The sequence below is a fragment of the Streptomyces sp. NPDC052236 genome, assembly GCF_044548015.1.
In the GTDB taxonomy this organism is placed as follows: Bacteria; Actinomycetota; Actinomycetes; order Streptomycetales; family Streptomycetaceae; genus Streptomyces.
This window is the reverse complement of record NZ_JBIUBL010000001.1, coordinates 68160-90611: the sequence shown is the minus strand read 5'-3', so window position 1 is coordinate 90611 and position 22452 is coordinate 68160. Positions and strand designations below refer to the sequence as shown.

Sequence of the window (22452 nt, the reverse complement as noted above, 5' to 3'; positions counted from 1 at the left end):
CGCCCGGCGGCGGGGCCGACCGCCAGGCCGACCTCCTAGGCGTGGAAGCCGTTGCACACGACGGACGTGTACTTCGTGGGCCCGCCCTCGACGTGGTAGAACACCACGGTCCAGTCGCCCCTGTCGTCGCTGACCGGGATCGCGTCGATGGTCCGGTTGCCGAAGTGGGCCCGGAAGTCGTCGGGATACTTGAGCTTGATGGTTCCGCCCGAGGACCACTGGGAGTACATGTCGAAGGGCTTGCTGGTGAAGCCGATGCCCTTGCTGACGGACGCAAGGGGCCGACCGGTGGTGCGGTCGGTCTCGTGCGGGGGCCGCAGCCCCACAGACACGTAGTACGGCGCAGGCCGCTTTCCCTGTCCGGCGGTCTTGGGGCGCAGCGACACCGAGGCGGTGTCCGAGCCTGTGGTGTGCGAAACGGAGGACTGCAGGTCCATCGGCGGCGAGGAGTTGGCGTAACTGGCCAGGTCGCAGGAGCCGATGCCCTGGGCGGCCTGTGCCGAATCGTCCGACAGGGTCCAGCGGTCCTGTGAGACACGGTCGTTCACGATGTGGTCCGGTGGCCCACCCGCCGGGCCGGTGGTGGCCGGTCTGGACACGGTGGCATCGGTCGTGGGCGCTGTTCCGGAGTTTTGGTCGTCCTGTTCGCCGAGCAGCCAGACCGTCGTCGGCACGGCGAGCGCCACCGCACATGCCGCGAGCCAGCCCGTACGACGTCCGGTGCGGGCGGGACGCCGCTGATCATCCGGACCGCCGTACGGTGTGGTGTCGGACGGACCCGTGGGTACAGTCTCCGGTTCCCGCCCGGGTACGGGTACGGGTACGGGGTCGGGCACGAGTTCGGGTACGGGTTCGGGTTCGGGTTCGGCATCGCGGGCCACCGAGCGGTAGTGGGCGTCCGTGGCCAGCGCCGAGTCCACCGCGCAGCGGGCGATCACGGCGGCCGGCTCGGGCCGTTCCGCCGGGTCCTTGGCGACGCACTGCCTGATCAGCGTGGCCAGCTCGGGCTGTACCCCCGCCAGGTCGATGTCCTCGTGCACGGTCCGGTAGCTCACCGCTGCCGCCTCGCCCGTGCCGTACGGGGGCCGGCCGGTCGCCGTGTAGGCGATCGTCGCTCCCAGCGCGAAGACGTCCGCCGCCGGTCCGACTTCGTTACGCAGGAGGACCTCGGGCGCCGTGAACCCGGGTGTCCCCGGTGCCATGCTGTCCCGGGTGAGAATCGTCTGCTCAAGTCCCCGGGCGATGCCGAAGTCGATCAGTTGCGGTCCCTGCGGCGCGGAGGATGACGTTCTGCGGCTTCAGGTCCCGGTGCGTGACCCCGTGGACATGGACCGCGGCCAGCCCCTCGGCGAGCGCGGCCAACAGGCGCAGGGCGCTGTCCGGCGGGAACGGGCCGCTCGCGCCTACGGCACCGCGCAGCGTGGGCCCCGGCACGTACTCGGTGGCCAGCCAGTACGGGGACGTGTCGAGCGATGCCTCGATCAACTGGGCGGTGTAGGCGCTCCGTACGGTCTCCACGGTCGCGGCCTCCCGCCGGAACCGGGCCAGCGCCTCGGGGTGATCGCTGATCTCGTCGCGGATCACCTTCACGGCCACCAGCCGTCCGCCGGGCGACCGGCCGAGATACACCTGTCCCATGCCGCCCGCACCGAGCCGGGCGAGAATCCGCCACGCGCCTATGCGTGCGGGTTCCTGCGGTCGCAGCTCATCCACCGGCACGACTGTGCCATATCCGCTCGCGCGTCGGACCGGAGGACCGTAACTGGACCGTACTGACGCACAAACGCCCTCCGCACGCCACGACATGGCGCCACCGGTCAGACGGCGGACCAGCCGTCATCGACCGGCAGGATGGCGCCGTTGATGAAGCCGGCGGCGTCCGAGGCGAGGAAGACGATGGCGGCGGCCTGCTCCTCCGCGGTGCCTATCCGCCCGATGTTGCTGCCGATGAAGTGGCCGAGCAGGGCGGGGCCGTGGGCCTCCGCGCGGGCGTCGACCTGGATGCTGGTCGCGGTAGGACCGGGGGCGATGGCGTTGGCGCGGATGCCCTGCTTGCGGTACATGACGGCGAGGTTCTTGACCAGTCCGACGATGCCGTGCTTGGAGGCGGTGTACGCGGCACCGGCCGCGCTGCCGCGCAGCCCGGCCTCGGACGCGGTGAAGACGATCGCGCCGCCACCCGCGGCCAGCATGTGCGGCAGGACCGCACGGGTCAGCAGGAAGGGCGCCGTCAGGTTGACCCGTATGACGCGTTCCCATTCGGCGTCGTCGGTCTCTCCCCCAGAGGCTTCGCCCTGGGAGGTGCCCCCAGGGCCGACATGCGGTCCATGATCCCGGCGTTGTTCACCAGGACGTCCAGACCGCCGAAGGCCTGTACGGCGGTGTCGACGACCTCGTCGACCACCTGCTGATCGCTGAGATCACCGACGACCGCGCGGGCGGTGCCTCCCGCGCTCTCGATCGCTTTGACGGTTTCCTCGGCGCCTTCCCGGTTCAGGTCCGCGACCAGGACCTTCGCGCCTTCCTGCGCGAACTTCAGGGCCGTGGCCCGGCCGATTCCGGATCCCGCTCCGGTGACGACAACACTGCGTCCCTGATGGCCGGGGCTGCTCATGGGGTGCTCCCTTGCCCGTTGTGGGCGGCTTCTCGGTGGGCGGACGGCGATGGCACGATGGAGCTGCATTACGTGAGTCAGGCAAGCACGTATAAATTACTTAAGTCAAGCAATCAGATGGTAAAGTGATTGCATGTCCCCTTCGTCACCGTCCACCGACGCCCCCGCCTCGACCGACGTGGTCGAGATCGAGCGCGCCCTCACCCGGCTCTCGTATCTGAACAGCCGGGTCCGCCAGCATGAGCGCCTCATGGCCCTGGCCGGAGCGCCCCTGGACCGTGCGGCCGTGGCCCTTCTGCGGCAGATCGCCGACTCCGACCCCCTGCGCCCCAGCGAACTGGCGGCCCGGCTGGCCGTGGAGGCGTCGCACGTCACCCGGCAGGTGCAGCAGCTCCAGAAGGCGGGCTACGTGACCCGCGTCCCGGACCCGGATGACCGCCGTGCGCAGCGCATCCAGATCACCCCGGCCGGACGGGAGACCATGGACCGCATCCGCGAGGCCAGCATCCGGGGGATGCAGCTGGCGCTGGTCGAGTGGTCGCCACAGGACCTGCAGCAGCTCGCCACCCTGCTGCACCGGGTGGTCGACGACTTCCTCTCCCACACCGAGACCCCCGTGGGAGAGGGCGCCCAGCCGCAGTGATCCGCCTGACGGCATCTGACGGCATCTGACGGTGTCTGACGGGCACCCTCGCCATGACCCGGCGGCTCCATGTCCCGCCAAAGACGGTCAAGTACCCACCTTCCTCATGCGACCTTCTCCATGTGAGCTTCGTCACGTCAGCCTTCCGTCAGGTAGCTGACCGAATGGTGTCAGTCCCCTCCGGTTGCATGTGTTTAAGAGGCCTCTCTCCACGCTTCCCCCCGGGTCCCCGCCGTGGCGGAGACCCCACCGAGGAGTGACATGGCGGACACGTTGACCGGCTGTCCCGCGCACGATGGGGCCGCGCCGGTTCCCGAGTATCCGATGCCCCGGGCGGCGGAATGCCCCCTCGCCCCGCCTCCGGCCCTGGAGCCGCTGCGGGCGGAGAAACCGATCACCAAGGTCCGGATCTGGAACGGCACCACACCCTGGCTGATCACCCGCCACGCCGACCAGCGGGCCCTCCTGACCGATCCCCGCGTCAGCAACGACGACCATGAGTCCGGCTTCCCGTATGTGAACGCGCACCGCGCCGAGATCGCGCCCCTCACCCCGACGATGATCACCAACACGGACGCGCCGGTCCACACCTGGTTGCGCCGGATGGTCAACGCGCCGTTCCTCATCAAGCGGATCGAGGCCATGCGGCCCGGCATCCAGAAGCTCGTCGACGACCTGATCGACACCATGCTCGCCAGGCCGAAACCGGCCGACCTGCTCACGGTGCTGGCGCTGCCCGTTCCCTCGCTCGTCATCGCCGACCTGCTCGGTGTCCCGTACAAGGACCACGACTTCTTCCAGGACAACAGCAACATCGTCCTCGACAGTTCCGTCCCGCCGCAGGAGGCAATGGCGGCGAGCGGCGCGCTGGCCGCGTATCTGGGCAGCCTGCTCACCGAGAAGCTCACCGCCCCGGCGCGGACGTGCTGTCCGAGATGGGCGCCCGGGTCACAGCCGGCGAGATGACCCACAGCGAGGCCGTACACATGGGCGTCGCGATGCTCATCGCCGGACACGAGACCACTACGACGATGATCAGCCTCGCGACCCTGGCCCTGCTGGAAAACCCGGACCAACTGGCCGTGCTGCGCGACACCGACGACCCGAAGGTGATCGCGAACGCGGTGGAGGAGCTGCTGCGCTACCTCTCCATCGTGCACTCCGGCCTGCGCCGGGTAGCCAAGGAGGACATCGAGATCGGCGGTCTGACCATCCGCGCCGGGGACGGCCTCCTCTTCGATCTGCACGCCGCGAACTGGGACTCGGAGGTGTTCCCCGAGGCCGAGCGGCTGGACCTGAGCCGGGCCGCCCGCGTGCACAACGCGTTCGGCTACGGACCCCACCAGTGCCTGGGCCAGTCGCTCGCCCGCCTGGAGCTCCAGGTGGTCTACGGCACGCTCTACCGCCGTATCCCCACCCTGGCGCTGGCCGCCTCCGTCGACGAGCTGGAGTTCAACCACACGGGGACCACCTACGGCGTCCGTTCCCTGCCCGTCACCTGGTGACCCACCTCCCCGTACCGGCGAACTGAGGACAGAACCATGCGTGTGGAACTGGACGAACCGAAGTGCGTGGCGTCGGGGCAGTGCGTCGTGGCCGCCCCCGAGGTGTTCGACCAGCGCGACGAGGACGGGGTGGCGATCGTGCTGGATCAGAACCCCGCCGTACAGCTTCTCGACGGCGTCCGCGAAGCCGCGGCGGTCTGCCCGGCGGTGGCGATCCGCCTGGTGGAGGAGTGAGGCGGATCCTGATCGTCGGCGCCTCGGCCGCCGGGCTCACGGCCGCCGAGACGCTGCGCCGGGAGGGCTACGACGGCACGGTCACCCTCGTCGGCGATGAGCGGCACACCCCCTACGATCGCCCGCCGCTGTCCAAACAGATCCTGGCAGCGGAGTGGCAGCCCGGCCGGCTGCCCCTGCGTACACCGTCCGACCTGGCCGCGCTTGACCTCGACCTGCGCCTCGGCACCGCCGCGACCGGCCTCGAACCGGCCGGCCGTACGGTGCTGCTGGCCGACGGGACCCGAGTGCCGTACGACGGACTGATCGTCGCCACCGGTGTGCGCCCGCGCCGCCTGCCCGGCGAGGGCGCGCATGTGCTGCGCACCCTGGACGACGCCCTCACGCTGCGGGACTGCCTGGTTCCTGGACGACGGCTGGTAGTGGTCGGCGCCGGTTTCCTCGGGGCGGAGGCCGCCGCGGTGGCCCGAGGTCTCGGCTGTGAAGTCACCCTCCTCGAACCGGCGCCGGTGCCGCTGACCCACGCGGTCGGCGAGGAGGTCGGACGGGTGCTGTCGAGGGCCCACCTGGACCATGGCGTGGATCTGCGCACCGGTGTCACCGTGGCCGAGGTGACCGACGACGGCGTACGGCTCGCGGACGGCGAACTGGTGGAGGCCGAGGAGATCCTGGTCGCCATCGGCTCCCTGCCGAACACCGAATGGCTGGAGGGCAGCGGCCTGACGGTGCGCGACGGCCTGGTGTGCGGACGAGTACAGCGCCGCCGCCCCCGGCGTGTACGGCGCGGGGGACGTCGCCCGCTGGCACAACCCGCTGTTCGGCGTGTCCATGCGCATCGAGCACCGCACCAACGCGGCCGAACACGGCATGGCCGCCGCCCGCAACCTCCTCCACCCCGAGGCGCGCAAGGCGTTCGCCCCGGTGCCGTACTTCTGGTCCGACCAGTACGACATGAAGATCCAGGCGTACGGCTGTCTGCGCGGCCACGACGAAGTCGCCGTGGTGGACGGGGACCTGGACGAACGCCGGTTCGTGGTCGCGTACCGGACCGGCGACCGCCTGACCGGGGTCCTCGCGATCGGCATGCAGCCCAAGGCGATCCGCCCCTGGCGGCAGGCCATCGCGGCGCGCGCCGCCTGGCGCGAGGCGGTTGCGGCTTAGCGATCCCACGGCTCCGAAGCCCGTGGAACAACAACCCGTGGAACAACAACCCGTGGAACAACAAGGAGGTTGTTCATCATGGATCAAGGTCCACCGGAAGACCGCCGTGACGTGGTCGTGGTCACCGGAGCAGGAGGCATGGGCTCGGCGGTCGCGCGCCGACTGGGCAGCGGACGCTCCCTGATCGTCGCCGACGCCTCGACCAGCCAACTCGACACGCTGATCGACGCGCTGCGCGCGGAGGGCTATACGGCGCGGGGCGTGGTCACCGACGTGTCCGACCGTACGTCGGTCGGGAAACTCGTGGAAACGGCCGCCGCCGAGGGCCGGCTGACCGCCGTCGTGCACACCGCGGGAGTCTCCGCCGCGACCGCGTCCGCGCGGCGGATCCTCGAAGTCGACCTGGTTGGTACGGCTCATGTGATCGACGCCTTCGAGACCGTGGCGACCCGCGGCACGTCCCTGGTGTGCGTCTCCAGCATGGCCGGTCACTGCGCCTCACTGAGCCGGGCGGACGAGGCCGCGCTCGCGACGGTTCCCGCGGCGGAACTCCTCGCGCTCGACGCCGTCGCCGCCATCGGGGACGACGCGACAGCCGCGTACATCGTGTCCAAGCGCGCCGACCACGTACGGGTGCAGGCCGCCGCTCTCGCCTGGAACCTCCGCGGTGCCCGGGTGAACACCGTCAGTCCGGGCGTCATCTCCACCGCGATGTCGAAGGCGGAGGCCGAGTCGGCGACCGGCGAGCACATGCTGAAGATGCTGGAGGCGTGCGGTGCGGGCCTCCCCGGGACACCCGGGGAGGTCGCCGACGCGGTGGCGTTCCTCACCGGCCCGCAATCGCTGTACATCACCGGCACCGACCTGCTGATCGACGGCGGGCAGGCCGCGTGGATCCACAGGCACCGCCCGGCCTGAAACGGCGGACATCCAAGGACCGTAGAGGACAGCAGAACCGCAGAGGACAGCAGAGAGGACCACGCATGCCCACCCCCAGCAGTCCCGACCCGGACGCGCTGCGCGCGCGGTACCGCGCCGAGCGCGACCGCCGGTTACGCCCCGACGGCAACCGGCAGTACCACCGCGCCGCCGGCGAGTTCGGTTCGTACGCCGACGACCCGTACCTGGAAGACCCGGGATTCACCCGCGAGCCGCTGTACGACCGGGTCGAGGTGGCGATCATCGGTGGTGGCTTCGGCGGCCTGCTCGCGGGCGCGCGCCTGCGCCAGGCGGGCGTGCGGGACATCCGGTTCATCGAGAAGGCCGGGGACTTCGGCGGAACCTGGTACTGGAACCGGTATCCCGGGATCCAGTGCGACATCGAGTCGTACGTCTATATGCCCCTGCTCGAAGAAATCGGCTACGTCCCGAAGTGGAAGTACGCGCCCGGCGAGGAGATCCGGCAGCACACGCGCGCGATCGGGCGGCACTTCGACCTCTACCGCGACGCCTGCTTCCAGACCAGGGTGACCGAACTCCGCTGGGACGAGGCGGAGTCGGAGTGGAGCATCAGCACCGACCGCGGCGACCGCATGAAGGCGCGCTATGTGGTGACCGCCGACGGAACGCTCAGCCAGGCGAAACTCCCCGGCATTCCCGGGATCGAGACCTTCAAGGGCCACACGTTCCACTCCAGCCGCTGGGACTACGACTACACCGGCGGCGACGCGAACGGCAGCCTCCACAAGCTCGCCGACAAGCGCGTGGCCCTCATCGGCACCGGCGCGACCGCCATCCAGGTCGTGCCGCATCTGGGGCGCGACGCCCAGCACCTGTACGTATTCCAGCGCACGCCGTCCACGGTCGACGTACGCGGCAACCGCCCCACGGATCCGCAGTGGGCCGCGTCACTGACCCCGGGCTGGCAGCGGCGCCGTAAGGACAACTTCCTCACACTGGTCACCGGCGGCCGGGTGGACGAGGACCTGGTGTCCGACGGCTGGACGACCAGCGCCCGGCTGCTGCAGAACCTCATCCCGAGCAACAGTTATGCGGACCTCCCGCCCGAGGAGCGGGAGCGCCTGTACGAGCTTGCCGACTTCCAGAAGATGAACGAGATCCGCGCACGGGTGGACACCGTCGTCGAGGACCCGGAGACGGCCGAGACCCTCAAGCCCTGGTACCGCTATATGTGCAAGCGGCCCGCGTTCAGCGACACCTACCTGGACACGTTCAACCGGCCAAACGTCACGCTGGTGGACACGGCCGACCAAGGGGGCGTCGAGCGCATCACCGAGGACGCCGTCGTGGTCGGCGGCACCGCGTACGAGGTCGACTGCGTCATCTTCGCGACCGGGTTCGAGGTCGGCATCCCTGCGGCCGTGTCGGGACTCCTCCCGGTGCACGGCCGGGGCGGCGTCACCGTGGCCGAGACTTGGCGGGCCGGCGGCCCGAAGTCGCTCCACGGCTTCTACAGCCACGGCTTCCCCAACCTCTTCCAGCTCGGCCCGCTGCAGAACGCCAGCGCCGTCAACTTCGTCCACATCCTCGACGAGCAGGCCACCCACGTCGCCGCGGTCCTCGCCGAAGCCCGCAAGCGCCGGGCCCGGTACGTCGAGCCGACCGCCGAGGCGGAGAGCGCCTGGGTCGCCACGATCCGGGAGAAGGCCGCGAGCCTGTACAAGTTCCAGGCCGAATGCACCCCTGGGTACTACAACAACGAGGGCATGCCGAGAGAACGCAGCGAGTCGTACGGCGACGGGCCGATCGCGTTCCACGAACTGCTCAGGCGGTGGCGCGCGGACGGAGGCATGAGCGACGTCATCGCGGAGTGAATCGCGGAGTGACGGGCAACGGGGGCGCGGGCGGCACGAGCCCGGGCGGCACCAGGCCGGGCGGTGATTGGCCCTTGGCTTCGTTCAGCTCAGGTCCTCCACCAGAAGGCCGAGGGTGGCTTCCTCGTGAAGGGCGATGCCCAGTGCTGTCATGGCAGGGGCCAGACCCGGATCCCAGTCCGCGACGACGGGCTCGCCGGTGAGTGGCAGCTGGGGGAAGCCCTGAGCCTGGGTGCCGGCGGCGAGTCGCTCGTAGTCCTCGGCGTTCAGCCGCCAGGGGCGTGCGTCATAGCGGCGGATGATCCGGTTGGCCAACGTGAGGCCGGGCCAGTCGAAGTCACCGTGATAGGCGAAACGACAACCAGCGGCAGCGAGGGCATCAAGCAGAGTGAGAACCGCCGTGGCAGCGCTGCCGGACGTGCAGACGACTGGCTGAGAGCAGGCGGCGTCAGCGGCGGCTTCCACTACGCGCGGGTTTTCACAGATGTGGACCAGGGTGCCGGACGGCAACATCAGCTGCACGACGTGCAAATCACGCAAGGTGAGGTGGGTCTCCGCGTGATGCAGCGCTCTCTCGCGCAGTGCCCGTTCTCGCCAACCGTCACCGAGCGGCCGTAGACCGTAGGCGAGCACAGTGCTGGAGACTTCGTCCGGAGTGACTGCCGCCAGTCGCCACAGAGCGCGCCGTCCGGACGCGCTGTCGGGGAGTTCGGAGCCGTGGGCGAGAGCGATGCCTCGTTGGACGAGCCGGGCGAGCCAGGTCCCGTCGTCCAGACCGTGCGCGGACCCGGTCACTTCGGCGGCAAGCTCGCCCCGGCCCCGGCCCCGGCCCCGGCCCCGGCCCCGGCCCCGGCCCCGGCCACCACCCCCGCCGCGTACGCCTGACCGCTCTGGCCCGAGGAGCAGCGTCAGCACCTGAACGGCCTGCTGGAGGGTCCGGACCGCGGCCTCCGGCGTGACTCCTCTCGGCACACCCACCCGACGTACCCCGTCGTACCACTGACGCGCCCACGCTTCCCCTCGCAGGGGAGACACCTCCAGGCATTCGGCGACCGTCGCCCACACCTGCTCGCGCCGGGCCTCGGCGTCTGCCCGGACGGCCCGGCGGTCGGTGAGAGGCGGTCCTCCGAGTGCACGCAGAGTCTCGACCAGCCCGAGTCCGGCCGCTGAATCCCGCAGTCTTGAATCCAGCGCGTCGAGTCGTATCGTCGCGGTGGCACTCGTGAGGGCCCTGCCCAATAGCTGGGACAGGGCAGTCTTCTCCTGAGCGTCGAGCCCGGTGATTCTCAGCGCGCCTGTGGCTCGCAGGCCGTTGCCTTCCAGGCGTTTACGGGTCGCCTGCCACAGGCGGTCGAGGCCCGGCCCGGTGAGCCAGTCCCGCGTCTCGGCCGGGAGGGTGCTCATACGGAAACCAGGCGCCGATGGCGGCCGTTCCAGGTGTAGTGCAGGGTGGCCACGCCGCGTACGTGCGGATCGCGAAGGCACTCGTAGATGTGCAGGGACGGGACTTCCGGCCAGTTGCCCATGAGCCGTTCGCTGGTGAGGACGAAGTCCAGATCGAGGTCGACGAGGATCCGCCCCAGCCGCCCATGGGTGGGTTCGTCCACCTTGGCGAAGGCGTCATCGAGGAGGATCAGGCGTGGTGCGTGGGGTGCCGATTCGCCGAGGGTGGTGAAGTGGGCGGCTGCTGCGGCGAACAGCACCAGGTAGGAGAGCACGCGCTGCTCGCCCTGGCTGAGCCCGGTGCGACCGGTGAGCCTGCGCTTGCGGTTCGGAGCGGCGTCCTCGACAACGAAAGTGTGGAAGCGAAACCAGTCCCGGTAGTCCAGGGCGGTGCGCAGGTGGGCGGCGTAGCCAGCCGAGGGATCGGCCCTGCGCGCGTCTTCGATACGGCGTTGCAGCACCTCACGGAGTTGCTCGGTCTGTTCCCTTGTCCGCAGTCCGGAGGGGCTGCGGAGCAAATCGACAGCGGCTCGTACGTCGGCATCGACGTCCTCGTCCAGCTTCCACTGCAGCTCAACGCCGAGACCGTGAGACGTACGCACCGTCCTCAGCGTGTCGTTGAGAGCAGCGACCAGATTGGCGGCAGTGATGACCTGCGTCGACAGATGGTCGCCGAGTTCACCGGCGAGGAAGCGCTGAAAGACCTCGCGCTCACGCTCGGTGAGACGACCTCGGGCCTCAGCGGCCTGATCGGCGATGCGTTCCCCGACCAGGGCGACATCATGGGGACCGTGGTCGTCGAGCAGTCGGCAGACCTTGATCCCGTCCCGCTCATCGAGCTGCGCGTCGTAACCGCCGGCGAGTTGATCGCGTAGTTCTGTGTGGCGGTTGAGCAGCGCACCGTCCGATACGTCGTTCCTCGGCCGGTCCAGTCGGCCCGTCACGGCGTCGGCGAGTCCGCGCAGCGCTCGAATGCGGCTACGGGCATCCGCCATGGGCGCGTCCCCATGGCGATCCGGCAACGTCGATCGGTCCAGCCCTGCGCCACGGAGCACCTCCGGCCTGGCGAGCGCCCCGCGAAGCGCGTTCCCGGCCTCGATCACCGCGGCCTCCTGCGTCAGCAACTGCTCGCGGTGACTTCCTTCCTTCTCCTCCGCGCGGACCCTCTGGTCGTGGAGACCGGCCAGTGCGCTTTGAGCTTCCGGTAGCGCGCGAACCGCTGCCGCAATGTGCCGCTTGGTCTCCGCTTCGCGCGCCAGAATCTCGTCCTCGGCCGCCCCGACAGCCTCCTCAAGCGTACGGAGGGCGTGACGAGCCGGCCGAAGCTCATCGAGACGGAGCCGGTAGTCCCGCTCAGCTCCCCGGCGATCACCATGAGCGCGCTCGTACCCTCCGCGCTCCGCCGAACTGCCGCTGAGATCTCTGGCTGTGCTACGGATGGCCCTGTGCAGATGCCCCACGCCGCCCTGCAGGGTGGTCAGCGCCGTCCGCACTCTCGACAGAGCGTCAGGCTCGGTCGGCAGATCGTTGGCCGTCGCGGTGGCCTCCGCCTCGCCGCGGGCCGCGACCGCCAGGCTGCGGGCCTCTTCGGCCGCGCGCGTGGCGCGGACCGCCTTACCGGTAAGAGTCTGTACGGCGGACTCGGCGTCCTCGATCTGGGACCACGCACGGGCCAGCCGGCTGGCCCGTGGAAATGCCCGCATCCCGACGGCGAGGCCCCGGCGCCAAGCGTCGATCCCGCTCAGTCTGTCGCCCTCGATGGTGAGTCGCCGCTTCACCTCGACCAGCGCCTGCTCCAGCTCAGCCAGCTTCCGGCGCCGAGTCTCGGCACGCACAGCGGCACCCACGTACTCGGCACCGTCCTTCATATGCCGGCCGCGGACAGCACCGAGGCGCCAGCTTCCGTCGTAGTGCACAGCGCTGACTCCCGCTGCTTCCGCGGCGGGCGAGAGCGCGATGGCGTGCAGAATGTGCTCGACCTGCTCAGCTGTGACGCCACTCCCGGGATGTGCCACGGGTCGTAGCGCGTCGGCCAGCGTCGGCCCGTCCAGGGCCGCTGCCCTGGGGACCAACAGAGTGTCGCGGGTGAGCGCGTCGAGAACGGCGCCGTCCGCGGTGACCCAGGCGTCCAGGATGCCGCTCGCTTCCAGGGCCGCTTCCAAGCCCGCTCGCTGGGCTGAGGAGAGTCCTTCGGCGAAGTCGACCAGCCGGAAAAAGGGCTCACCTGTATGGGGTGTTCGTTCCGCGACACGGTGGTACGGAACGGGCGGTTCCGGGTCCGTGCGCTGTTCCCATACCTTTCGCTGCCCGACAAGCCGATCACGCTCCTCGGTGAGCCGGCTCACGGTCAGGGCGAGGGTGTCCCGTCGCCCGGCCAGATCCTCGCCGTACGGGTCCAGCACGGCATGAGCGACCTGCTGCGCTTCGATATCGATCCCCGCGTGGAGCACTCGCTCGGCGAACGGCGCTTCCGGTGACGCCTCATGGTCGACGGTTACCCCGACAGGAGCCAACGAGGGGCAGTCCGGCCCGATCGCGCCGGTCATGCGCTCTGCCCACTCGGCCACCTCCCGGGCGTATGCGCCGCTCTCTTCGACAGCCCCCGCACGGTTCCTTGCGAGGCGGTCGGCCGCCTGTTCGCCATCCGCCTCCAGCCGCTCCCGTTCGGCATCCGCCGTGGCCGCGTCTGCTTGAGCTTTGCGGGCTTGGGAGGCGAGGCTGTCCACTTCCTGGACCATCCGCAGCCGATGCTTCACCACCGACTGTGAACCCTCCAGTTGCTCATGCCATGCGTCCAACGCCGCCTGGGTGGCTGTCGTGTCCGGAACTGTCACGCGTCGGTGCCGCACGATCTGTGTCTCACCGGCAGGACTGAAGACTTCCAGCTCGGTCGGCCCGCCGAGATGTGTGTGGTGCAGGGGGACCGCGTCGCCGAGGTGGCCCGGGGGCAACCCTGCCTTCTCCGCCGCGGTCAGCAGTTCCCGGTGTTCTGCGGCGAGCTCCTGAATCCGGTTTCCCAGCCGCTGGGTGCCTTCGGCCAGCCGGTCTGCCGCGCCCTCCTCCGCACGATGTGCGCTCAGTACCGAGGCGAAAGCCGTGTCGGCGGCAGTACCCAACGCGGCCACTGTGTTGCGCCGCTCGGACAGTTCGGCCAGGCTGCGGTATCCGTCACTCGCCTGAAGAGCGTCGAGCTCGGTCTGCGCGGTCTCACGCTCCTCTCGCAGGGTCCGTAGTCGGGTGTCAGCCTCTTCCTCCTGGATTCTCAGGTCGTGCGTTGCCTTCGCGGCGTCACCGGCTTCCCGGCGCCGCCGGGCAAGCGTGTCCAGTTCCTGACTGACCCCGTCGGATGCCCGGCGCAGAACGCCCACCAGGTAGCCGCGATAACTGGTGAGGAAGGTGCGAAGCGCGGCGTCGGTTCGTTCCAGCCGGCCGAGCTCATCCCGTACGGCATCCAGATCGTGGAGGTTGCGCGCCACCTTCTCCACGACCTCTTCGTCCAGCCCTGGCAGGGTCTCACTGAGGAGAGAGACGAGTCCGCCGGACTCGATGCGGTCGCCGACAGTGGGGCGTCGCAGCCGGTGGAGGAGCTGAGTCAGATTGCGGTAACGCGTGGTGTCGGTGATACCGAAAAGCTCGCGGGCGACACGGGACCGGTACTGGACGGCCCTTTCCATCACATTTCCGGCACCGATCTTCTCTTTGAGTTTCTCGACCGGCAAGGGCTTCCCTCCCTCTACGAGGTGAAGGTCCTCACCGATGCGGAGTGGGGTGACGAAGAAGGCCGGGACAGCCTTCTTGGTCGACTTCGATGCACGGATCGCGGCACCAAGGGTGAGGTAGCGGTCGCCACCGTCGTCCGTTGTCATGCGGAACTCGACCCAGAGGTACCCCAGGCGGTTCGTCTGCTCGAAGCCGTCCAGCATCAGCCAGACGAGTGTGGTCCGACCGGTACCGGTGGCGTCCAAGGCCCGGGAATCGCCATCCAGCAGATACGGCAGCAGCATCTCCAGGGCCTTGGACTTGCCCGCGCCGTTCTTGCCGCGCAGGAGTAGCCGCCCGTCGCCGAACGAGAACTCCTGCTCGTCGTACTGCCAGACATTGCGAATGCCCGCGCGGTGCAACCGAAAGCGGTGACGGGAGGGTGGCGCGGAACGCTGCAAGGGGATGGGGACACTCGTACCGGGGCTCATAGCGGCAGCTCCTGCTGTACGTCGGGTTGTACGTCGTGCTGTACGTCGGCGTCGGGTAGCGCCCCGGCAGCAGCCTTGCGGACGGTGACACGAGTGGCGTAGCGGGCGGCAGCGGCGAGCAGCACGAGGCCGCTCACCTGCGGGCGCGCCCCCGTGACGTCGGTGACAGGACGGTCTTCCGGGACTGCCTCGTCGTATCCCTCGGGCAGGCCCTTTCCCTGGGAACGGAGTGGGCCGGCGCGGGCCACCAGCCGCATGCGGAAGAGCACGTCCAGCACCGCCTCCCGCAGTGCGGGCAGGTCCTCCAGATATCCGCGCTGCCAGTTGCTCCGCCGTCCGTACTCCCCAACGAGTTCAGCCAGCAGCTCCTCCACCAGCCCGTCCGGAACGGCGACACCGATCAGCAGCCGGCCGCCGGTCGCCGGGTGCCCCGGACCGGCAGGCCGCAGCCGCTCCACCAACTGTTCCACCAGGAGGAGGGCGGCCTGCGCGACGGTTCCTGTACCGGGCAGGTGCAGATCGGTCACTTCTTCTTCGGCGTCCACCAGCACCACGCCCTCGGCCCGGATCTCGGCCTCCAGACCCAGAAGCTCGGAGAACGCCTGGGCTTCCCGGCGCTGCCGGGTACGCAGCCAGTCCCGCTCGGCATCGGTCAGGTCGTCGAGGTAGACGGCGGGTGTCTCCACCAGCATCCGACGGACGTACGTACGAGGACCGCCGAAGCCGGGGTCCGCGGCCCGCCGCACCAGGTCAGCACCGTCCCGGCTCGGCGCGAGGGGCCCGGCGACGACAGCACGGGCGATCTCCCGGTCGATCGTGACCAACGCTTCGCCGCCGTCCTCCTGCATGACCGCGCCCACACTGCCTTCGGTTTCCGTGAGCACCCCCCAGTCGACCAGCTGGCGCAGTGCCGCGGCCAGAGTCCGCTTCTCCGCCGCCCGGCCTGTGCCCTCCAGCTCAATGCCGGCGTCGGCTGCCGCGGCTTTGATGTCGGCGACCAGCCGCGACAGCAGCAACTGCTCGGGAGCTGTCACCAGGACGGAAAGGGCCAAGGCCAGGCAGGCGTAGGTGCGTGGAGTGAAAGGTGTGCCGGTGGAGCGCTCCAGCCGATGCCCCGCGCCGGCGCCCAGTCCGGCCTTGAACAGCCGGGCGTAGGAGGTGTCGACAAGGAGTCGGTAGCCAAGCACCTGCTGGAATCGCTTCCCCAGCCATTCGGCATGCCTGCGGATCAAGGGAAACAGATCGGAGTGCGGTCCGTTCGCCGTCACCAGCGGGTGCACAAGCAGCAGTCGGCCGGCGCTTCGGCGCTCTGCCGCGAGGGCGACATCGTGGGCGGAGGGAAGTGTCACGACGCGCTTGCTCCAATCTCTCGTCCTTCCGGGACAGCAGAGCTCTCGACGATCAGCTCCAGATCATCCAGCAGCAGTTCTCCGTCGACCGAGTCCAGCACCGTGTGCGCGCCGGCTATGCGCCGAACTGTGAGACGGATGCCAAGTTCCGCGTCCTCGCTCTGTGCGGCGTCCAGGGCGAAGCCATCGGTCTGCCCCATACCCGGGCCCTCGACCCGTCGCAACTGGGCGTTACCCAACGCCGTCGCCAACAGCTCCAGCAACAAGGCAAGGGCGGCCGAGGTGAGCCGAACCCGCGCGAAATGCCCGGAAGCGCTGCGCAGTTCGTCGGCGGCTGCCTGTCTGGCCGCCGCCCGATCGCGTGCGGCCTGCTGGAGCCGTCGCTTCTGCTGGGAATGATCCTCCACGGCCGATGCTCGGCCACGCTGGGCGCGGCTGCCCCGCTCGCGGAGCGCGACCGGGACCTCGACCACTGGACCGGTCCACCAGCTCGTGTACGCGGGCACCACCTCGTCCATGGCCGGCGGGACGCCCAGATGCCGGGCGCTGTACAGACCGAAGGCCGCGACCGCGATGTCATGCGCTTCCTCCGGGGCCGCCTCGTCGAACCACCGGGCGAGGCGCAACAGGTCCTTGCGCCGCGACATCTCGCCGGAAGCCGAGCGGAGCATCCGCTTGGCATTGGCGAGCAGCGACTGCAGTGCGCGCAAGGTGGCATCACGAAGTTGATCGACCTGGCTGCCCTGTCCTTCGACATCGGCGAACCAGCCGCGCAACCCCTCCCAGTCGGCCATCTCGCGGCCTCGGCTGCGCTGCACTCGGATCCCCGACTCTCCCTCCGGGCTGAGCGAGACCCCAGCAAGGCCACGGGCATGTGCGTCGAGACGATCCAGGAGATCAGGAAGCCGCGGCCAGAGGACGTTGAGAACTGTGGCGATCCGGGGGGCTCGGAAGGACACATCCTCCGTGATGGCCTCGACGTAATCGAGCAACAGCTCCTTGAAGCCCTGGTACTCCGCGCTGTCCAGGTCGTACCGCGCCAGCACTTGGCCCAGGTAGGCGTAGAAATCCCGGACAGAATCGGCGAATTCGGTGAACTGGACGAAGATCGTACTGACTCGCTCCAGCGCGTCCTGTGCCCCCACTCCGCCCGGCCCCCGGGCCAGGTCGGCCAGCTCGCGAAGCCCACGCTCGACCAGTGCCAGCAACTCGCTGCTGACCTCGCGCGCGGTGTCCGCCCCCGCCAGGACTTCGTCCGCCTCTCGCTGGATCCGTTCGCCCAGCTTGGACAGCTGGTAGCGGGACCGGGCCCGCTGGTATTCAGTGATGCTCGATGCCTTCACCGAGTGACTGCTGCGCAACAAGTTGCCCCACCGCACCAGCTGCTCCAGCCGAACGGCCAGCGTCTCGGCATCGAGCCCCGCTGCCGGTCCACCGGAGTCGGCGAGCTTCGCCAGTACATCGGGCACCGCCAGATCTGCCAGCAATGTCCCGCAGAACACCCGCATGATCGCGACATGCTCCAGGCGCTCAGGCGCACTGAGGTACGTGTAAGCGGACAGCCGTTGCCACGCTTCGTCGGGATTTGCCTCCATGAGTACGAGGCTACGCAGCGGGACTGACAGCGACCTGTGTTTCGCGCTGAGTACGCGTCGGCTCAGCTGGGGAAAATCGAAGGTGCCTTGGACGGTCCCCGGAGTGGGGCGGGCGCTCGCGGCGCCTTCGGCTCCTTCGCCGCGTAGGGCGGGACCGGCAGGACGCCGTGGTCCCGGAGATCGTCCGTGGTGATCAGTGGGCCTGCGCTCACAGCGTCCAGGAGCCGGGCCTGGTCGGGTTCGAGCGCGATCAGAAGGGCCAGCGCATTGATGAGGTCCAGTAAGTCAACCGTCCATCGGGCAGGCCATGTGGTGGGCAAGATGCTGTTCAACGGGCTCTGCGACCCGGCTCACACGACGCGGAGGCAGCCGCGATCGCCGGACGGCTCGGCGGCGCGGTCGCGCCCGCCCTGCACGCGCCGGCGAAGGCCGTGGTGGGGCAACTCAGTGGGAGGTGCTGCGGTACGGGCGCCCGCTCAAGGAGCGCGCGACGATGTACGACCTGACCGGCCGTCTGGACCGGATGCCGGGCTTCATTCGGAGGCCGTGGGATCCAGGTTGAAGGCCCGCTCCCACCACTGAGAAACTGGCCGAAAGGTGTCGCGTCCGAGCGGACCGTGCTGCAGGGACCGGTATCAACAGAGCCGGAGCGGTGAACGGCCGCCCAGGAAGGGGCACGCCCACGATGGCCCGCGTGACGATCAGGCAACCGGGACCGGGGCGAGTCGGGCAATCGCAGCCGCTCGCCACCCCCGAGGCCGTGCGGTGGACGGCAGGGCTGCTCGCGGACGGCTGGGCGGCGGTGTTCCTACCCCAGGAACCCGCGCGGCACGGTCGGCTGCTGCTGTGGCGCCCCGCGGAAGTGCGCGCCGCGCCGAGGGGCGAGCCACCGGCCGGTGTGGAGGCCGGCCCGGCCGAGCTGGTGCTCCCGTACGGCCGCGGTACGCGCCGCCGTACGGTCGAGGGATGGGCGGTGCCGGCCGGAGTGGCCGTGCCCGCCCTGCTGACCGCCTCCCCGGCGTATCCCTCGTCCGCGGTGCACCCGTCCGCCGCGGCATGGGCAGCGGCCGTCCGGCTCGCCCTGCGGCTGCTCGCCGACGGCCGCCTGTATCCCGCGCTCACCCCCGAGGCGTACGACACCTGGCGCGCGGGGCCCTACGCAGCCTCCCACCGTCAGGCGCTCGACGCGCTCGCCGCTGCCTTCCCGCCGTACGCCCACTGCCTGCCCGAGCCCGGCCCCGCCCCGGTCAGGATCACCGAACCCGCCGCGCTGATACGCCGGTTCTGCGACGCCGTCGCCGACACCCTGACCCGCACCCCGGCCGCCCCGCTGGCTGCCGGTGAACTGCCGTACGCCTGGCGAGAGGTGCGGCCAGTCCCGGTCCTGCGTGAGTGGGCGGAGGAGACCGACGCGACGCTCGCCGCGGATGTCACTGTCTCCGTGCGGGTCGATCCGCCGACGGGGCGGCGCTCGCAGTTCCGCGCCGTGCTGCAGTTGCACACCGCCCAGGACCCGGCCCTGGTCGTCGAGGCCGCCCAGGTCTGGTCCGAACCGGCCGCCGTCGAACGTCTCCTCGGCCCGCGCGCCGAGACCGAGATGCTCCTGGCCCTGCGCCGTGGAGCGCGCGCTTGGCCGCCGTTCAGCCGCTTCCTCCAGGACTCCGCCCCCGACGAGCTGCGGCTCACCGACGACGAGGCGCTCGACCTGCTCGGCGACGCCACCGACGCGCTGACTGCCACGGGAATCGCCGTGCACTGGCCACGTGAACTCGTCAAAGCCCTCAGCGCCCAGGCCGTCATCGAGCAGTCCTCCGCGCCCGGCTCCACCGTCGGCGGACTGCTGGACACCGACCGGCTACTGGACTTCCGCTGGCAGCTGTCCATGGGCGGCGAGCCCCTCACCGAAGCCGAGATGGACGCTCTCGCCGAGACCCGCCGCCCGCTCATCCGGCTGCGCGACCAGTGGGTGATCGCCGACCCGAAGCTGGTGGCTCGCGCCAAGCGCCGCCGCATGCAACCGCTCACGCCCATGGAGGCGCTCACCGCGGCCCTCACCGGCGAGGCCGAGATCGACGGGGAAGCGGTCGCCTGCGAGGCGGTCGGGGCGCTGGCCGAGCTCGTCGCCCGCATACGGGAACCCGAATCGCGCACCCCCGTCGAGCAGCCCGCCGCACTCGCCGCCACCCTGCGCGACTATCAGAAGCGAGGCCTGGCCTGGCTCGCCGAGATGTGCGACCTCGGCCTCGGCGGCTGCCTCGCCGACGACATGGGCCTGGGCAAGACGATCACCCTGCTCGCCCTCCACCTGCACCGGCAGACCGACCCGGCGAGCGCCGGGCCCACCCTGGTCGTCTGCCCCGCGTCACTGCTGGGCAACTGGCAACGTGAGGCAGCACGGTTTGCCCCCGCGGTCCCGGTGCGCCGCTACCACGGCGGCGAGCGCCACCTCGACGACCTCGCCGGCGACGAACTGGTCCTGGTCACCTACGGGGTGCTGCGCCGCGACCGGGACGAACTCGCCGGCGTCAAGTGGTCGCTGATCGCCGCCGACGAGGCCCAGCACGTCAAGAACCCCCACAGCACCACCGCCCGTCAGCTGCGCTCCCTGCCCGCGCGGGCCCGCGTCGCACTCACCGGCACCCCCGTCGAGAACAACCTCTCCGAACTGTGGGCCCTGCTCGACTGGACCACCCCCGGCCTGCTGGGCACCCTCACCGCCTTCCGCGAGCGGCACGCGCGCGTGGTCGAGTCCGGCGAGGATCCCGAGGCCGCGCAGCGGCTGTCCCGTCTCGTACGACCGTTTCTGCTGCGCCGCAAGAAGTCCGACCCGGGCATCGCTCCCGAGTTGCCGCCGAAGACCGAGACCGACCGGATCGTGTCGCTCAGCACGGAACAGGCCTCCCTGTACGAGGCGGTCGTGCGCGAGACCATGGACCGCATCCGAGAGAGCGACGGCATCGCCCGCCGCGGCCTCGTCCTGAAGCTGCTGACCGCGCTGAAGCAGATCTGCAACCACCCCGCCCAGTATCTGCGTCAGGGGGGCCCGTTGACCGGCCGCTCCGGGAAGCTCGAAGTCCTCGACGAACTCCTGGACACCATCACCGCCGAAGGCGAATCGGCCCTGGTCTTCACCCAGTACACGCAGATGGCCAAGCTGATCGAACGCCATCTGACCGAGCGCGGGGTGACATCGCTGTACCTGCACGGCGGTACGCCCGTGCCCCGCCGCGAGGAGATGGTCGCCGCCTTCCAGAACGGTGACGTCCCGGTCTTCCTGCTGTCCCTGAAGGCGGCCGGTACCGGACTCAACCTCACTCGCGCCACGCATGTCGTGCACTACGACCGCTGGTGGAACCCGGCCGTCGAGGACCAGGCCACCGACCGGGCGTACCGCATCGGCCAGGACCACCCCGTCCAGGTCCACAAACTCGTCACCGAGGGCACCGTGGAGGACAAGGTGGCACACCTGCTGGAGTCCAAACGCGCGCTGGCCGAGTCGGTGGTCGGCTCCGGAGAGGCAGCCCTTACCGAGCTCGGCGACGACGATCTGGCTGAGCTGGTCGCCCTGAGGAGGCAGTGATGAGCCCCGCCGGTTCCGCCCGTTCCGCCCGTTCCGCCGGTTCCGGACAACGCCCCGCCGCCGTCCGCGGCAAGCGCGCCTTTGCCGCCACCTGGTGGGGCCAGGCATGGGTGGCCGCGCTGGAGGACTCCACCCTCGATGCCGGGCGGCTCTCGCGCGGGCGCACGTACGCCCGCAAGGGAATGGTCGGCGACATCGCCGTCGCGCCGGGCCGGATCAAGGCCCCGGTCCAGGGCAGCCGCCCCAGCCCCTACCGTGCCGGCGTCCGGATACCCGTACTGACGGACCGTCAATGGGACACGCTCCTGGACGCGGTCGCCGCTCGCTCGGGCCATGTCGCGGCCCTCCTCGACGGCGAGATGCCCGAGAACCTCGTCGACGACGCCCGAGTCGCCGACGTACCGCTGCTTCCGAGGCCCTCCGAGCTCGACCCCGAATGCTCCTGCCCGGACTGGGGGTACCCCTGCAAGCACGCGGCTGCCCTGTGTTACGCGATCGCCACTCGCGTCGACGACAATCCCTTCCTCCTCTTCGCCCTGCGTGGTCGCACCCGCGAGCAGGTCTTCGCCGCCCTGCGCGAGCGGCGCACCGCGGACCGCCCGGCCGCCGTACAGGCCCCGGCCGGCGTCCCGGCCACGGCCGCGTACTCCCGCTGGAGGGACGCCTCACTGCCGCTCCCGCTTCCCGACCCGCCTCAACCCGCCGGAACACGGGCCTCCACCCTGCCCGTGGAGCCGCCGGCCTCCTCCGGCCTCGATCTCGACGGGCTTCAGCGCCTCGCCGGGGACGCCGCCACCCGCGCCCAGCAGCTGCTCGCCGGGGACCACACCTCGCTCACCCTCACTCAGCGCCAGGACGCGGTGCGCCTCGCGGCCTCCCACAACAACCTCGAATGGTTCCACGGACTGCAGTCCGGTACGGGCCTTCGCCCTCTGGAACTCGCCAGGCTCACCCGCGCCTGGCGGCACGGCGGCGCGATAGGGGTCACCGTCGCCGAGGAGACCGTGGTCCCCGCCCCGGCCGCGCTGGCCTCCGCCCGCACGGCCCTGACCGGGGCCCTCGCCGACATGACCGGGGACATCGTGACCCTCAAAGCGTGGCGAGGCCGTCTCACTCTGGGCGACACCGGCCTCCAACTGCGTTACGGTCCGGACAGCCGCTGGTACCCGTACGCACGGGAGGACGGCGAGTGGTGGCCCTGCGCCCCCGCCGACTCCGATCCGGTCGCCGCGCTCGCCGCAGCGTGGGAGAAACGCTCGCCCATCGCGTGATCGGTCCGTCCGTGGGCGCCACCGGTCTGCCCCCGCAGCCTGTCGCGCGTGGTGGCTGTACCGCCGATCAGGGATCACGCCATGTCATGCAGG

General features: G+C 70.2%; 12 protein-coding genes and 3 pseudogenes. 8 read left to right on the top strand and 7 right to left on the bottom strand.

Translation table 11 applies throughout. The features are described from left to right. Positions 1–35: 35 nt before the first annotated feature. The 3 genes and pseudogenes from ACIHCQ_RS00380 to ACIHCQ_RS00370 all read right to left on the bottom strand — a co-directional run bounded on the left by ACIHCQ_RS00380 (position 36) and on the right by ACIHCQ_RS00370 (position 2614). Positions 36–1202, bottom strand: coding sequence for a protein kinase (locus ACIHCQ_RS00380; protein WP_399656265.1), 1167 nt, complete (start codon positions 1200–1202; stop codon positions 36–38). A 25-nt stretch (positions 1203–1227) separates the two neighbouring features. After that, positions 1228–1713 (bottom strand): protein kinase, encoded by a 486-nt coding sequence (locus tag ACIHCQ_RS00375; RefSeq protein WP_399656263.1) that lies wholly within the window; start codon positions 1711–1713, stop codon positions 1228–1230. A 104-nt stretch (positions 1714–1817) separates the two neighbouring features. After that, positions 1818–2614 (bottom strand): annotated as a pseudogene (locus ACIHCQ_RS00370) (SDR family NAD(P)-dependent oxidoreductase). Positions 2615–2747: 133 nt separating this feature from the next. Here ACIHCQ_RS00370 and ACIHCQ_RS00365 point away from each other — a divergent pair. The 6 genes and pseudogenes from ACIHCQ_RS00365 (at position 2748) to ACIHCQ_RS00340 (ending at position 8931) form a co-directional block, all read left to right on the top strand. After that, positions 2748–3257, top strand: a complete 510-nt coding sequence (locus tag ACIHCQ_RS00365; RefSeq protein ID WP_399656261.1) for a MarR family winged helix-turn-helix transcriptional regulator — start codon at positions 2748–2750, stop codon at positions 3255–3257. Positions 3258–3518: 261 nt separating this feature from the next. After that, positions 3519–4762: pseudogene (locus ACIHCQ_RS00360) on the top strand (cytochrome P450). A gap of 36 nt (positions 4763–4798) precedes the next feature. Further along, on the top strand, positions 4799–4996 hold the full coding sequence (locus ACIHCQ_RS00355) for a ferredoxin (RefSeq protein WP_399656259.1): 198 nt from the start codon (positions 4799–4801) through the stop codon (positions 4994–4996). Next, positions 4993–6157 (top strand): annotated as a pseudogene (locus ACIHCQ_RS00350) (NAD(P)/FAD-dependent oxidoreductase). The gene ACIHCQ_RS00355 and the pseudogene ACIHCQ_RS00350 overlap by 4 nt, the downstream one beginning before the upstream one ends. Before the next feature lie 78 nt (positions 6158–6235). Continuing rightward, positions 6236–7075: an SDR family oxidoreductase gene (locus ACIHCQ_RS00345; RefSeq protein ID WP_399656257.1), complete on the top strand. Its 840-nt coding sequence runs from the start codon at positions 6236–6238 to the stop codon at positions 7073–7075. A 65-nt stretch (positions 7076–7140) separates the two neighbouring features. After that, a complete protein-coding gene (locus ACIHCQ_RS00340; RefSeq protein WP_399656255.1) occupies positions 7141–8931 on the top strand; it encodes a flavin-containing monooxygenase in 1791 nt (596 codons plus the stop codon). Positions 8932–9015: 84 nt separating this feature from the next. Here ACIHCQ_RS00340 and ACIHCQ_RS00335 read toward each other — a convergent pair whose 3' ends face one another. From ACIHCQ_RS00335 to ACIHCQ_RS00320, 4 genes are read right to left on the bottom strand one after another with little or no spacing between them, the layout of a single operon-like run. Next, on the bottom strand, positions 9016–10335 hold the full coding sequence (locus ACIHCQ_RS00335) for a TIGR02679 family protein (RefSeq protein ID WP_399656253.1): 1320 nt from the start codon (positions 10333–10335) through the stop codon (positions 9016–9018). Beyond that, the gene (locus tag ACIHCQ_RS00330; RefSeq protein ID WP_399656251.1) at positions 10332–14564 is read right to left on the bottom strand and encodes a TIGR02680 family protein; all 4233 of its coding nucleotides are present in this window, start codon (positions 14562–14564) and stop codon (positions 10332–10334) included. Before ACIHCQ_RS00330 ends, ACIHCQ_RS00335 begins: the two co-directional genes overlap by 4 nt. Continuing rightward, complete coding sequence (locus ACIHCQ_RS00325) at positions 14561–15913, bottom strand: TIGR02678 family protein (protein ID WP_399656249.1); 1353 nt, start codon at positions 15911–15913, stop codon at positions 14561–14563. Before ACIHCQ_RS00325 ends, ACIHCQ_RS00330 begins: the two co-directional genes overlap by 4 nt. Then, the gene (locus tag ACIHCQ_RS00320; RefSeq protein ID WP_399656247.1) at positions 15910–17508 is read right to left on the bottom strand and encodes a TIGR02677 family protein; all 1599 of its coding nucleotides are present in this window, start codon (positions 17506–17508) and stop codon (positions 15910–15912) included. The genes ACIHCQ_RS00325 and ACIHCQ_RS00320 overlap by 4 nt, the downstream gene beginning before the upstream one ends. A 685-nt stretch (positions 17509–18193) precedes the next feature. Between ACIHCQ_RS00320 and ACIHCQ_RS00315 the strand changes: the two genes are divergently transcribed. Then, entirely contained in the window at positions 18194–21088 is a 2895-nt protein-coding gene (locus tag ACIHCQ_RS00315) for an SNF2-related protein (RefSeq protein WP_399656245.1), read from the top strand. After that, positions 21088–22359 carry an SWIM zinc finger family protein gene (locus ACIHCQ_RS00310; RefSeq protein ID WP_399656242.1) on the top strand — a complete coding sequence of 424 codons (1272 nt, stop codon included), beginning with the start codon at positions 21088–21090 and terminating at the stop codon, positions 22357–22359. The genes ACIHCQ_RS00315 and ACIHCQ_RS00310 overlap by 1 nt, the downstream gene beginning before the upstream one ends. Positions 22360–22452 lie beyond the last annotated feature (93 nt).

What these genes read in the sequence shown, in the direction of transcription:
- ACIHCQ_RS00380 (WP_399656265.1), bottom strand. Translation starts at nt 1,202, where the DNA reads ATGGCACCGGGGACACCCGGGTTCACGGCGCCCGAGGTCCTCCTGCGT.
- ACIHCQ_RS00365 (WP_399656261.1), top strand. Translation starts at nt 2,748, where the DNA reads ATGTCCCCTTCGTCACCGTCCACCGACGCCCCCGCCTCGACCGACGTG.
- ACIHCQ_RS00355 (WP_399656259.1), top strand. Translation starts at nt 4,799, where the DNA reads ATGCGTGTGGAACTGGACGAACCGAAGTGCGTGGCGTCGGGGCAGTGC.
- ACIHCQ_RS00345 (WP_399656257.1), top strand. Translation starts at nt 6,236, where the DNA reads ATGGATCAAGGTCCACCGGAAGACCGCCGTGACGTGGTCGTGGTCACC.
- ACIHCQ_RS00340 (WP_399656255.1), top strand. Translation starts at nt 7,141, where the DNA reads ATGCCCACCCCCAGCAGTCCCGACCCGGACGCGCTGCGCGCGCGGTAC.
- ACIHCQ_RS00335 (WP_399656253.1), bottom strand. Translation starts at nt 10,335, where the DNA reads ATGAGCACCCTCCCGGCCGAGACGCGGGACTGGCTCACCGGGCCGGGC.
- ACIHCQ_RS00330 (WP_399656251.1), bottom strand. Translation starts at nt 14,564, where the DNA reads ATGAGCCCCGGTACGAGTGTCCCCATCCCCTTGCAGCGTTCCGCGCCA.
- ACIHCQ_RS00320 (WP_399656247.1), bottom strand. Translation starts at nt 17,508, where the DNA reads ATGGAGGCAAATCCCGACGAAGCGTGGCAACGGCTGTCCGCTTACACG.
- ACIHCQ_RS00315 (WP_399656245.1), top strand. Translation starts at nt 18,194, where the DNA reads ATGGCCCGCGTGACGATCAGGCAACCGGGACCGGGGCGAGTCGGGCAA.
- ACIHCQ_RS00310 (WP_399656242.1), top strand. Translation starts at nt 21,088, where the DNA reads ATGAGCCCCGCCGGTTCCGCCCGTTCCGCCCGTTCCGCCGGTTCCGGA.